Annotated in this window: 15 protein-coding genes; 13 read left to right on the top strand and 2 right to left on the bottom strand. The window is 63.6% G+C overall.

The features are described 5' to 3' along the window. Positions 1-69: 69 nt before the first annotated feature. On the bottom strand, positions 70-315 hold the full coding sequence (locus AC25ND_RS01360; RefSeq protein ID WP_486976023.1) for a hypothetical protein: 246 nt from the start codon (positions 313-315) through the stop codon (positions 70-72). Positions 316-758: 443 nt separating this feature from the next. Here AC25ND_RS01360 and AC25ND_RS01355 point away from each other — a divergent pair, with 443 nt between their 5' ends. Beyond that, positions 759-1,166, top strand: coding sequence for a hypothetical protein (locus AC25ND_RS01355; RefSeq protein ID WP_051555764.1), 408 nt, complete (start codon positions 759-761; stop codon positions 1,164-1,166). Positions 1,167-1,185: 19 nt separating this feature from the next. Here AC25ND_RS01355 and AC25ND_RS01350 read toward each other — a convergent pair whose 3' ends face one another. Then, complete coding sequence (locus tag AC25ND_RS01350) at positions 1,186-1,797, bottom strand: hypothetical protein (RefSeq protein ID WP_186597400.1); 612 nt, start codon at positions 1,795-1,797, stop codon at positions 1,186-1,188. A 116-nt stretch (positions 1,798-1,913) separates the two neighbouring features. Here AC25ND_RS01350 and AC25ND_RS01345 point away from each other — a divergent pair, with 116 nt between their 5' ends. The 12 genes from AC25ND_RS01345 (at position 1,914) to AC25ND_RS01290 (ending at position 12,713) form a co-directional block, all read left to right on the top strand. After that, positions 1,914-2,726, top strand: coding sequence for an aminoglycoside phosphotransferase family protein (locus AC25ND_RS01345; protein WP_186597398.1), 813 nt, complete (start codon positions 1,914-1,916; stop codon positions 2,724-2,726). Between the two features lie 325 nt (positions 2,727-3,051). Next, positions 3,052-3,636, top strand: a complete 585-nt coding sequence (locus AC25ND_RS01340; protein WP_069016209.1) for a hypothetical protein — start codon at positions 3,052-3,054, stop codon at positions 3,634-3,636. Positions 3,637-3,964: 328 nt separating this feature from the next. Next, positions 3,965-4,480, top strand: a complete 516-nt coding sequence (locus AC25ND_RS01335) for a sigma-70 family RNA polymerase sigma factor (protein ID WP_186597396.1) — start codon at positions 3,965-3,967, stop codon at positions 4,478-4,480. Continuing rightward, positions 4,477-5,397, top strand: coding sequence for a FecR domain-containing protein (locus AC25ND_RS01330; RefSeq protein WP_486976022.1), 921 nt, complete (start codon positions 4,477-4,479; stop codon positions 5,395-5,397). The genes AC25ND_RS01335 and AC25ND_RS01330 overlap by 4 nt, the downstream gene beginning before the upstream one ends. Positions 5,398-5,560: 163 nt before the next feature. Further along, the gene (locus tag AC25ND_RS01325) at positions 5,561-7,972 is read left to right on the top strand and encodes a TonB-dependent siderophore receptor (protein WP_486976021.1); all 2,412 of its coding nucleotides are present in this window, start codon (positions 5,561-5,563) and stop codon (positions 7,970-7,972) included. Between the two features lie 222 nt (positions 7,973-8,194). Continuing rightward, entirely contained in the window at positions 8,195-8,485 is a 291-nt protein-coding gene (locus AC25ND_RS01320) for a hypothetical protein (protein ID WP_062574583.1), read from the top strand. 11 nt (positions 8,486-8,496) lie between these two features. After that, positions 8,497-9,129, top strand: coding sequence for a hypothetical protein (locus AC25ND_RS01315; protein WP_186597387.1), 633 nt, complete (start codon positions 8,497-8,499; stop codon positions 9,127-9,129). Positions 9,130-9,216: 87 nt separating this feature from the next. Further along, a complete protein-coding gene (locus AC25ND_RS01310) occupies positions 9,217-9,831 on the top strand; it encodes a YjfI family protein (RefSeq protein ID WP_051555763.1) in 615 nt (204 codons plus the stop codon). A gap of 16 nt (positions 9,832-9,847) precedes the next feature. Continuing rightward, positions 9,848-10,549, top strand: a complete 702-nt coding sequence (locus AC25ND_RS01305; RefSeq protein ID WP_028692700.1) for a PspA/IM30 family protein — start codon at positions 9,848-9,850, stop codon at positions 10,547-10,549. A 291-nt stretch (positions 10,550-10,840) separates the two neighbouring features. Beyond that, positions 10,841-11,497 (top strand): DUF2491 family protein, encoded by a 657-nt coding sequence (locus tag AC25ND_RS01300; protein WP_028692699.1) that lies wholly within the window; start codon positions 10,841-10,843, stop codon positions 11,495-11,497. A gap of 12 nt (positions 11,498-11,509) precedes the next feature. Continuing rightward, positions 11,510-11,935 (top strand): DUF350 domain-containing protein, encoded by a 426-nt coding sequence (locus AC25ND_RS01295; RefSeq protein WP_028692698.1) that lies wholly within the window; start codon positions 11,510-11,512, stop codon positions 11,933-11,935. 25 nt (positions 11,936-11,960) lie between these two features. Continuing rightward, positions 11,961-12,713 (top strand): DUF1190 domain-containing protein, encoded by a 753-nt coding sequence (locus tag AC25ND_RS01290; protein ID WP_486976020.1) that lies wholly within the window; start codon positions 11,961-11,963, stop codon positions 12,711-12,713.

The following is a 12,713-nucleotide window of genomic DNA, read 5'->3' as shown; positions in this document are numbered from 1 at the left end:
ATCGCGGGGCAAGCCCGCTCCCACGGTGGGAGGCGATGACGTCAGCTCAGGCGCCACATGCCTTGTGATCTAGTGCAACGGACGCGGCTGCGCGTTCGGGATCTGCACCTGGATCAGCGCCGACTCCAGTAGCACGCGCAGTGCATCCATCTCATGCATGGAGGCCAGCATCAGAATCGAGGCGGGTGACTTGGGCTGCAGTAACACGGCCTGATGCGCCACGCTCTGTGCACACAGGGCGTACTCGGTGGCCTGGATGAGGGTGTCTTCGAGGGAGTGGTGATTGTGGGGTGGGTCGGGGACGATCTTTAACATGGTGATTTACCGTTGGCGGTGCCACCACCAGCCTGCTGTCAAACAGAAGGGCGGCAGCTGTACGTGGGTTGACAGACCGGTGGTAAATCACGCAAAAGTTCCGGCGCACGCAAGCGTGCCCACACGTACAGCCACCATTGAGCGGAGACTGCCTGCGTGATTCTACCGTCACAGCCTGTCAAAGCTGTGTCGTTGATAGGCAACGACAGGCCGAGACTAGAGCCCTGGCAGGGTGGTCGCAACGGAAAATGGCGGGCAGCAGTATGTTTGGGAAATGGACTACAAGGAAGGGGCTTAATCTGATTCTCGCTGCATTTCTGAGCGTTCTATAAGTAGTGACTGGCAAAGGGCTTGGGCAATGGGTGTACATCGCATGCAATGTAGTGTTCCATGCCGAACACCCGTGTTCCTGCTGATACACCTCAACCTCAGAGGGCAGCGAGATGCCTGATTTTGTCGACCTGATTTGCCAGTGGTATGGCGCAGACGAACTTGAGTCTGTCGACGCGATAGCGCGTTTGATTCCGGCGCTGGAGTTCGTTGCCATGACCGCAACACAGCAGGAGCAAGCGCTGCCGGGTTGCCTGGCCTGCGAGGTGTGGAGCGCCAGGATGCGTCATGTACAGGACGCGCTTCAGGTCGTCGGTAATGCCTTGCCTGATTCGATTGCGGCGCCATTGAACCGTGTATGGGCGCTCTATGCGTCGATGGGCGACGGCGACCTGCCTTGCCATGATCGGTCGATCTTTCAGCGCGGCCACTGGCAACCGATGCGCGAGGCAGCCACGCAGGTTTTGAGTGCCATGGGGCCTGGGACGGTCAAGACGTTACTGGCAGACTTCTCCCGTTGAGGCAGTTGCAGGGCTGGCGTCATTCAGCAGCTTCGCCATGGTGAAGTGGCTTCCTGCGCAGCGCATTGAATACCGCCTCGGTGTGCCAGGTTTCCGGCCCGATCAGGATGGCGTCCAGAGGTTCGGCATGTAGCTCGATCTGTGTCGTGATACCTTCGCTGGCGAGCAGTTGCCGGGCATCCTCAAGATGCCGGCGGATACCCTTGAACCACAGCCTGCCTGCCCCCTTCAGAAGGAACAGAGTATCGGGATAGGAGTAGGCGAGCTTCTGTCGCAGATTGATCACCGCCGTTCTGTTTTCACGAGTAAACGAAGGCGCCAGCACATAGGTTTTGCCCGCTGCGGCATGGAGATCGTCCTTGTCCTGTAGGTACTCCTCGATAGTGAAGCAGTTGGCGACCGTTTCGAGCGCGCCGCTTTCCACATCGACCAGATGGGCGTTGACGCCGACATAGCAATACTCGGTCTTGCCATGCACCACGCAGTCCTCGCTGTTGCAACGAACTACCCAGTAGTCACCCTTCGCAGTGAGTTCACAGGACTGAATGACGAACCGTTCCGGGCGGCCGTCTCGGATGACGTCTTTAAGAAAGTCGAGGACGATGGCGCTGGCTTGGTGTGCGGATAGCATCTACTGGTACTCGAGTAATCGTCGCGTCAGGATAGTCATTTCCGAATGAACGGCATCGATGGATGTTCACCGGCTCATAGAGCCCCGTTCACAAGTGAATCGCGAGTAATGAAACCATGTTTGACCACTACCTGAAACGATGGGCGCTTACCCTCGACGGGGACGCGTTCGTTTCGTTGAACGGCCATCTTCTCCCGGTTCGCCAGGGCGATACACCCGCCATGCTGAAAATCGCGCATTCACCCGAAGAGCAGGCCGGCAACCAGCTCATGGCCTGGTGGAGCGGTGATGGTGCGGCCTCGGTACTGGCTCACGATGGCGAGGCATTGTTGATGAAGCGGGCGCAAGGCTCGGCATCCCTGGCGCAGATGGTTGCCGATGGCCGGGATGATGAAGCCACGCGCATCCTCTGCGCGGTGGTAGCCCGCCTACACGCCCCACGCGCTGAGCCAATGCCTGCGCTGGTTCCGCTGGCGCAATGGTTCGAAGCATTGTGGAGTGCGGCGGCAACTCACGGTGGGGTGCTGGAACACAGTGCCAGGGCGGCGAGGGCGCTTTCGGCCGAACCGCAGGATGTGGCAGTGCTGCACGGCGATATCCATCACGGCAACGTGCTGGATTTCGGGCCGGCTGGATGGCTCGCCATCGATCCCAAGGGGCTGTACGGCGAGCGCGGCTTCGATTACGCCAACATCCTCTGCAACCCCGACGATGCAAGCGCGTTGGCACCGGGGGCCTTTGCGCGTCGGATAGCGATTATCTCGACGGCTGCCGGTATTGATCGGCGCAGGATTTTGCAATGGGTGTTGGCATGGGCAGGGTTGTGGGCGACCTGGATGATCGAGGACGGTGTCGAGCCGGACAGCAGACTTGAGATGGCGAAGCTGGCAGCTTCGGCGCTCGACTGCGACGTTCAGGTTTCTGACTGAACCGGGTGCCTCACAGATTCGACAGGGTTGACACTACCCCAGAGGTTCGTTGCAATGGCCCGGCATGTCACGGACGATGCAAGGGACTTGTCATGGCCAGGACGCTATCGCTCGCCCAGAGCAATCTGCTCTGTTTCTCCGCTGGCTGGTCAAGGACCGGCTCCGCTTTCCTGTCCGGACTTTCCAGCATTGCACCCATAGAAGCGTGTGGCGCAAGCCTGCTGGTGCCTCAGCCAGTCATCGTGCCCATCCCAGGGAGCGGCCATCAGCGGGTCGCATGGACTTGCCGCCGCTACCCGGCGCGGCCCCATACAAGGAGATTCTGATGCGACTGCAATTCCCATTGACCCTCAGTACCAGCGACTGGGAGTACGAGACTGCCAGCAGTGGCGGATTGACGGTGATGTTCGCAGCGGCCAGTGGTGGCATGCTTACCTTGAAAGATCCCACCGGTGCCCTGCATCAGTATCGCTATGGCTCGGCCGGCGTCGGCGCTGGTGCCGGTGCCCGCCTGCCACGGTACGGCAAGGTCAACTTGCAGGTGCGGGGCAAGAGCGTCGGGGCGGCAGGCGCGACTGAAGGCTTCTATGCCAGGGGCAAAGTGCTGGTAGCTGACTCGATCGCGGCGCGCGGCCTGAACCGCGAGGACTTCAAGGGTGCTTGTGTGTTCATCGAAGGGGGGCTAGGGCTGATAGGCGGCGCCAGCTTCTCGGGCATGCTGTTCGGTCTGGACACCAAGCTGCTGGCCATGACTGCGGCCACGGTGATTCCGGTGGGCCAACTGCTCCTTCCGCAAGACACCACCGAGCGCCTGCTGCGCTCGGCCAAGGGTGTGATCCTCACAGGCGGCGTGAACGCGGGGTTGCAGGCTGGGGTAGGTGGGACATTTACCTTGGGCGGGCTGTTCTGAGCGGCGATCCTGCGTGAGCCGATTGAGAGCAACTGGCTTATGGGAATGGCGTCATATGCCGGGATGGCGATAACGCTCGACCACGGGCGTTGATCCAGCAGCAGATTGCCTTGCAGATCACCGAGTTTCTGGCGCAGTCATTTCACAACTGACGACGATCCATCATGGGCGGATCAATTGATGCGCAGCTGAAGCAGGCAATCGATCCGTTCATGAAAGGCTATCCAGCAATGTGAGCGTACCTGCCACCATTCCCAATCCCGCCCTCACTGAGTACACTTGCGACGAATTCTTATTTGCACCTGGTAATCTTTTGGGGGAGGGCGTGATGTCCACCGTTGTTCCCGCCAGCACTGTCCACTGCGGCCTGGAAACGCTCTACCGCGAGCACAGCACCTGGCTCCACGGCTGGCTGCGCCAACGCCTGAACAGCTCCGCCGATGCCGCCGACCTGGCCCAGGACACCTTCATCCGCGTGCTGCTGGCGCGCACCGCCGGCACCCTCAACCAGCCACGTCATTACCTGGCCACCATCGCCCGTGGCCTGGTCATCGACCTCTATCGCCGCCGCAGCCTGGAAACCGCCTATCTCGAAGCGCTGGCGCTGCAGCCGGAGCACTACGCACCTTCCGCCGAGACCCACGCCGTCATCCTCGATACCCTGATGGCCATCGACCGGATGCTCGACGGCCTCGGTCCGCGCACGAGGGCGATCTTCCTCGCCGTGCAATTGGACGGATTGAGCTACGAAAAGACTGCCGAACGCCTCGGTGTTTCGGTGAGCACCGTGCGCAAGCATCTGGCGCGCGGGCTGATGCACTGCCTGCTGGTCGAGGGTGCATGAAGGCCATTCTTGCCGAGGCCGTGGACTGGTACGTGCGCTTGCACGACAGCAACGTCGACGCCGCCACCCGCGCCTCCTGGCAAGCCTGGCGCGCCGCCGATCCTCGCCATGCCGCCGCCTGGGCGCGGCTGGAGGCGCTGCAAGGCCGCCTGGGCAACGCCCCCAGCGGCGCCGCGCAGACCCTGGAAATCGCCCGACGGGATCGGCGCCATGCCGTGAAGGCCCTGGCGCTGTTGCTGGGGGCCGGTGTGGTGGGTTGGCGGGGTTACCGGAGCTCGCCGTGGAGCACCGATTACTCGACCCGGACCGGCGAGCGGCGCCAAGTGACCCTGGCCGATGGCACGCGCCTGGACCTCAATACCAACAGCCGCGTCGATATCCGCTTCGACGCTGGCCAGCGGCTGATCCACCTGCGCCAGGGCGAGATCCTGGTGGAAACCGCCAAGGACCCGCGTCCGCTCAGCGTACGCACCGCTGAAGGCGTGATCCTTGCCCTCGGCACCCGATTCAGCGTGCGCCAGGACGCCGGGATGAGCCATGTGGCGGTGGCCGCCCATGCCGTGGAGGTGCGGCCAGGGCAAACGTCGCGAGTGGTGCGTATCGTTGCCGGGTATGGGCTGAGCTTCGGCGCCGACAGCCTCGGGCCGCTGCGTCCCCTGGCTGCCGGCGCCCAAGCCTGGGCGCAGGGCATGCTGGTCAGCGTCGATTGGTGCTTGGGCGATGTGGTGCGTGAACTGGCGCGCTATCGACCTGGTTATCTGGGGTGCGCGCAGGAGGTTGCCGGATTGCGCCTGTCGGGGGCGTTCAATCTTGATGATACCGATGTCGCATTGGCCAGTCTGGAAGACGCGTTGCCGGTTCGAGCGCGGCGCGTGACGCGCTATTGGGTGCGCCTGGAGCCACTTGGGATGGGGTAGGTAGAACACACCCTTCTGAAATTTTTTCGTGGGTGATTGCTCATCCTTTCTCAACATTCGAGAATTTTTCGCATTTGGGGTAGCAGATTTTTCGCGCTGCTTCGGCTCTTCAGGGCGCGCGCTTCAAGCGTGCCCAAGCCAACCAGCACAGGAACCCCTTTTCATGTCCGCACGCCGTACCTCGCTAGCCTGCAGCATTCGCCAGGCGACCCTTGCGCTTGGCCTTTGCGGTGCCGCATTGGCCACCTCGACCGCCTGGGCGGCCGCGCAGCGCTACGATATCCCGGCCGGCAGCCTGGCTGCTGCGATCAGCCAGTTCGCCGCCGCCAGCGGCGTGACCATCAGCTTCAGCAACGACGAAACAACCGGGCTGCATTCATCGGGGCTGCAGGGCAGCTTCGAACTGGAGCAAGGTTTTGCCACATTGCTGCAGGGCTCCGGATTGCGGGTACAGCAGGTGGGCGAAAAGCGCTATGTGCTGAGCAAGGTACAGAACGACGGCGCCGTCGAGCTGGGCGCCACCAGCATCGATGCGTTGGGCCTGGGCAGCACCACCGAAGGCACCGGCAGCTACACCACGGGCTCCGCTAACACCGCGACCGGTCTGCGCCTGTCGGCGCGGGAGACGCCGCAGTCCGTCAGCGTGGTAACCCGCCAGCAGATCGAGGACCAGAACCTCACGGATGTGACCCAGGTGCTCGAGCAGACGCCGGGCGTGGTCGTCGACAGCATGGGGCCAGCCGGTAGCGACGCCAACCATATCTACGTGCGGGGCTTCCAGGTCGGCAGCATCCAGGTCGACGGCGTCAACCGCCCCGATACCTTCGGCTTTCGCGACGACCTGGCCGACATGGTGTCCTACGACCGCGTGGAAGTGGTGCGCGGTGCCACCGGCCTGATGTCGGGCACCGGCGATCCCGGTGCCACCGTCAATCTGATTCGCAAGAAGCCGACCGTCGAAACCCAGCGCAAGCTGACCCTCAAGGCCGGCTCGTGGGACAGCTACCGTACCGAACTGGACCTGTCCGGCAAGCTGTCTGAAAGCGGCCATGTGCGTGGCCGTTTCGTGGCCTCGACCACCGACAGCCAGAGCAACGTCGACCGCCAGTCGCTGGAGCGGCAGGTGGCCTACGGCGTGGTGGAATGGGACGTCACCGACAGCACGATGCTGACCGTGGGCGCGGAATACCAGGAGATGGACAACGATGGCGCGGGCAACCACGGTTTCCCGATGTACAACGCCGATGGTAGCCATTTCAACCCGTCGCGTTCGTTCAACTCGGCCTCGGACTGGAGCTACCACAAGCGCCGCACGAAAACCCTGTTCACCACCCTGGAGCATCAGTTGGACAGCGGCTGGCAACTGAAGCTGAACGCCGAGCACAGCCGTCGCAGCTACGACGACACCTTCGCCACCGCCGCCAGCGGCACCGTCAATCCCGATGGCAGCGGCATCAGCACCTGGACCGGCCGTTGGGCGGGCGAGCCGCGGCAGACGTCGTTCGACCTCTCGGCCACCGGCCCGTTCGAGCTGCTGTCCCGTGAGCACCAGGCGTACCTTGGTGCCAGCCACTACCGGGCCTACTACCGTAACCCCGGCTACCAGCTGTGGACGATCCAGCCGATCGACAACATCCATACCTGGGACGGTTCGCTGGCGATCCCGGATGCCATCCACACCAAGTATTCGCAAGACGCGCTGGACGAAACCCAGGACGGCCTGGTGGCGTCGGTGCGCTGGAGCCTGAACGATGACCTGTCGCTGATTACCGGTGCGCGGGTGATCGACTGGAAGCGCAATGAAACCGGGACGACCCTGTCGACCGGCGCGACCACACGCACCTCGCGCAGCGAGACCGGAGTGGTCACGCCCTACGTGGGGCTGGTCTACGACTTCGCCGAGAACTGGTCGGCCTACGCCAGCTACACCGCCATCTTCAAGCCGCAGAGCAGCCAGGATGCCAGTGGTGGCTATATCGAACCGTTGGAGGGGGTGAACTACGAACTGGGTATCAAGAGCGAGTTCTGGGACAAGCGCCTGACCACTGCCTTCAGTGTCTTCGAAGTGCAGCAGGACAACCTGGCCGTGGCCGACGGCGACAAGCTGGCGCCGAACGGCGACCAGGCCTACCGCGCCGAGTCCGGCACCAAGACCCGTGGTTTCGAGATGGAGGCGGCCGGGCAGATCCTGCCCGACTGGCAAGTCTCTGCCAGCTACACCTATGCCCAGGCCGAGGACGCCGATGGCAAGCGCCTGCTCACCGAAGTACCCCGCGACACCTTCAAGCTGTTCACCAGCTATCAACTGCAGTCCCTGCCGCAGCTGAAAGTCGGCGGCGGCGTGCGCTGGCAGGGCATGGAGTACAAGAAGAAAGCGGGGCCCCATGGCGAGACGTTCACCCAGGACGCCTACAGCGTGGTCGACCTGATGGCGCAGTACGCGATCACGCCGCAGACCAGCGTTTCGCTGAACCTCAACAACGTGCTGGACGAGAAGTATTACTCGGCGATCGGCGCACGTGGCTGGTATGGCACACCGCGCAGTGCCACGGCGACGTTGGTCTACGCGTTCTAGCGTTGTGGCGTCCGATGGTTCCCATGCGTGGGAACCATCTCCTTCCTGAAAGTACCTGTTACACCCTCAACCGACACGCCTTTCCCTGGCAAGCCATAGTGCTTACCCAGGCGTTTTCCGCATCCCGGAGCAACAGCAGCGCCGCCGGTCGGCTGAATCAACTGCAAGGGTGGATTCTGTCGAGGTTTTGTACGATGATTTTCGTAATAGCAGGGAAGGATCATGCCAAAAGGTTTCAGGGCAGTCAGGAGCGCGGTAGTCGCCGCACTCGAATCCGGCAATTATCTGCATGTTTCAAGGGGCGATATCGAGGTCAAGAACCTGCTGGCCATTGGAGAGGTCGGCGCAGGTGAAGTCATCGACATCATCCATTCCTGCGACGGTAGCCACTACAGCAGCAGTCCGCATCATGCCGTGCCGGCCATCGAGGTCCATGTGCTCAAGCGCCTTGGCTGGTACATCAAGTTCTATTTCATCGAACCCCAGACGTGGTTCATCAGCGTTCACCAGTGAGTATTCCGACCATGAAGATCCTGTTCGAAGGCGATACCGGCCAGGCCCTGTGCGAGCACTGCCAGGCGCTCGTCGGCATGCATTACATCCGGCGTGATGTGCCCTTCAGCGATGGCCAGGGCATTGCGCGGGACATCCTGGTGGGCGTGTGCGATGGCTGCGACACGGTGGTGGCCATCCCGCCGCAGTCCACCCCGGCGATCCGCGAGGCGCGCAAGCAGCAGCTCAAGTCCATCGAGGCGCGGCTGCCGGCGGTCTATCTCGATGTGCTGGATGCTGCGATGCAGGCCGTGTGCAGCGAGGCGGGCGCGCACCTGCGCAAGCTGTTCCTGGCCCATTACTTCCAGTGGCTGGTGCAGGCGCGCCAGGGCATGGGATTGCAGCCCGGCCACGAGGCCTTCGTGACGGCCCTGGAGGCGCAGCGGCGTCAGCGTGGGTTGCAGGCATCGGGGGCCACCCGGCGCTTGTCGATGAAGGTCAATCCGCACATGGCCGAGGATTTTCTGGCGTTGCTGCAGCAGACCCGGATGAGCCAGACCGAGCTGCTCAAGGCGGTGATTGCGCGGATCCAGATGGATGTGCTCGAAGTGCGCGATCCCCAGGTGATCGAGGTGTTGCAGCGGTTGGTGCGAGTGGCGGGGTAGCGGTCGCATCGTGGCTCACATGTGAGACTTGCGAACGTCATAATCCAGGCGTAACGTACCTCACATGTGAGACAAGGACACCCCTCGATGGCAGGCAAGAAAAGCTCCACCGACTACATGCGCGACATGCGTGCCCGGCTCAAGGCCGCCGGCCTGGTCAAGCGTGAGCTGTGGATCCTGCCAGAGCATGCCGCCGCCTTGCGCGGTATCGAGAAGGCTTTACGTCAGCCCCTCGCGGGCAAACAGGTCAGAACGGAGGATTTCATGACCGAGCACAACCATTGGACGATCGAATCGCTGCACGGCGCCCTCCAGGGCCTGGAGGATGTGCGTGGCGGGGCGATCGGCCTGTCCCTGCAACAGGGCGCCGAACCCAGCCTGAAGCTGGTGATGCACGAGCTGGACGGCCTGCCGCTGTACATCGCCGTGGCCGGCGAGCAGATCCTGGTCGACACGCTGCTGGTCGAAGCCAGCCAGGTGAAGGACGCGGCCGCCTTCAACGATGCGGTGCTGCGCACCCGCGACGTGTTCCCGCTGTCGTCCATCGGCCTGCACAGGCTGCCCTCGGGCGAGTCGGTGTACACCATGTTCGGCGCCCTGAGCGCGGCCTCGTCGCTGGACAACATCGTCCAGGAGATCCACACCCTGGCCGACAACGTCATCACCGCCGCCGAAGACTTCGAAGACTACTTCACCCACTGATTCCGGAGATTGCCCCATGAGCCTGTTGAAAAAGATCGTCACCGCCCTGCGTGGCGGCGCTTCGGAAGTCGGTGAGGCGATCGTCGACTCCCAGGCCCTGCGCATCCTCGACCAGGAGATCCGCGACGCGGACAACAACCTGATCGATGCGCGCAACCAGCTGGTCAAGATCATGGCCAAGCACAAGACCGCGCAGCAGCGCATCACCGAGTTCGACAAGACCATCGGTGACTGGGAGCAGAAGGCCATCGCCGCCCTGGACAAGGGCGAGGAAGGGCTTGCCCACGAGTGCGCGGCGCGCATCGCCGACTTGACCAACCAGCGCGATTCCGAGCAGGCGCTGGCCGACCAGTTCGGTGCGTCGGTGGCGACCCTGACCGCCACCGTGAGCAAGACCGAGGCGCAGATCAAGGGCCTCAAGCAGCAGGTGGACCTGGTCAAGGCCCGCGAGAGCGTGCAGCGCGCCCAGGTGAGCGCGGCGTCGGCCACCGGCGGCGCGAATGGCAGCCTGGAGACGGCGGTCGGCTCGCTGGACCGCATCAAGAAGCGCCAGAGCGAACGCGCGGCCGAGCTGGAAGCGGCGGCGGAGCTGGCCGGCAAGGCCGATGGCAGCGACCTGGAGGCACGCCTGAAGGCGGCCGGGATCGGCGCCAGCAACAGCGGCGCCGATGATGTGCTGGCGCGCTTGAAGGCCAAGGCGGCGAAGCCGGCGGAGTGATCCGCTGATCGGGCCGGCCTCATCGCGGGGCAAGCCCGCTCCCACGGGTAAAATCTGCAGCGGCTTTGTGGGAGCGGGCTTGCCCCGCGATGAGGCCGGTCCGGCTGGCGCAAAACCTTGCCCCAGACCCGTTGGCGGGGCGCACGAAAAGCAGTATCGTGTCGCCCCCGCCAAAGGACTGCCGCGACCCAAGGGATCTTCAATGTCGCCTTCTCCCCACAGGCCCTGCCTGTTCGCTTCAGCACCTGCATTGGCTCCGGTTCCGTCACCCTCTCACCCAGGAGATGCCCCGTGGGTTGGTTGAAACGCTTCATGGGCTTCGAAGCCCCCAAACCTGCCGCCGGCAGCCAGGCCCAAGGCAACCTGCCGTTTGGCCTGGGCAGCGGGCGCATGCTCAAGCTCGACCCCTCGCTCAAGCTGCTGCTCGACGGTCACTCTGAACTGGAAGTCCCCGAGCAGGAAGTGGTCTGGGCTGTCGGCGAGGTCGACCTCGGCCAGTCGGTGCGCCTGGCGCGCTTCTACATGGAAGACGAAGACTACTGGCTGCAGGTGGTGATGAACGGCACGTCTGCCGAGGACGTGCGCGATATCATCCTGTTCGGCTACTACAGCGTGCTGCCGATCAACAGTGACGCCGAACTCAAGCGCCTGGTGGGCCCCGAGTCGACCATCGGCCTGCCGTACTACGAGCACGAAGGCTATGAGTTCGTCCGCCAGTGGGGCAGCGAAGAGGGGCAGACCGAGCTGACGCCGATCAGCGAGCGGGTCACCAGCCCCGAGACCAGCTACCGCATCCAGCACCTGTCCATGCTGTATGCCCGCGAGACCGGCCTGACCGATCGCCGCGAGTTCCTCCTGCTGTCGGTGGAGGAGGACGAACAAGGCAATGTCAGCCTGACCACTTCGGTGGGTGTCACCCTGCAATCAACGGACTTCAACGTCATCTGACAAGGATTCACCATGCTCGACGCTCTTCGCATGTCGCTCAACGCCCAGGCAGTGATCGGCTTCATCCTCTACATCAGCGTGGCGCTGGTGCTGTTCTGGGTATTCCAGTTCATCTACACGCACCTCACCCCGCACCGCGAGTTCGCCCTGATCCGCGACAACAACAGCGCCGCGGCCATCGCCCTGGGCGGCGCGCTGATCGGCTTCTCGCTGCCGGCCAGCAACATCATCGCCTACAGTGTCAGCCTGCTCGATTTCGTGGTCTGGGTGGTGATCGCCGCGGTGGTGCAGCTGTTGGCTTTCGGCATCACCAGCCTGGTGCTCAAGGGCCTGGCCAGCCGTATCGCCAAGGGCGAGATGGCCGCCGCGATCTACGCCGCCGCCGTGGCGATCAGCGTGGGCTTCCTCAACTCGGCCTGCATGACCCCGTCGGTCTGAGCCGTTTGCGCGCAAGGAGCCCTACATGAGACGAAGTTCCGTCAAGCTGGTGCTGGCCAGCTCCCTGCCGCTGGCGCTTACCGCGTGCAGCGCGCCCGAGGAGACCTACACGGTCAGCAAGCGCAGCAACTACACCACCGTCCAGGCTTGCGTCGATGACAAGATGCCGGTGGACGTGTGTTCCGACGCCTACATGCAGGCGTTGGCCGACCACCGCCGCATCGCCCCGACCTATGGCGACAAGGCCGCCTGCGAGGCCGACTTCGTGCCGGACTACTGCCAGGTCACCAGCGACGGCCGCTACATGCCGCGCCTCGGCGGCTTCGAGCTGGCGGTGTCGGGCGAGGTCAGCCAGTCCCAGGTCGACGCGGCCCGCGCCCAGGTCGAGAACAGCGGCCAGGCCAGTAGCGGCGGCAGCAACTTCAACGGCCTGCTTACCGGCCTGTTGCTCGGCCAAGTGCTCAGCGGCGGCAATCGCCAGTACTACTCGCAGCCGGTCTACCAGTACCGTGACAGCAGCGGCGGATACCGCAGCACCACGCTCGGCCAGCAGATCGACCAGGGCAAGCGCTTCGAGCGCTCCGACCAGGCCCAGCAGAGCGGCGGCAGCTATTCCAGCTACTACTCCGGCAGCTCGAGCGGGCGCAGCTACAAATCCAGCACCTCGACCCGCTCCAGTGTGTCCTCGTCGATCTCCCGCGGCGGCTTCGGCAGCCAGGCCACTGCGCGCAGCGGCTGGGGCGGCAAGAGCAGCGGCGGCTTCAGCTTCGGCGGTTGA

Source organism: Pseudomonas sp. P110(2024) (genome assembly GCF_057480795.1).
Note: the sequence above shows the minus strand (reverse complement) of the source record. Positions and strands in the feature narration are given on the sequence as shown.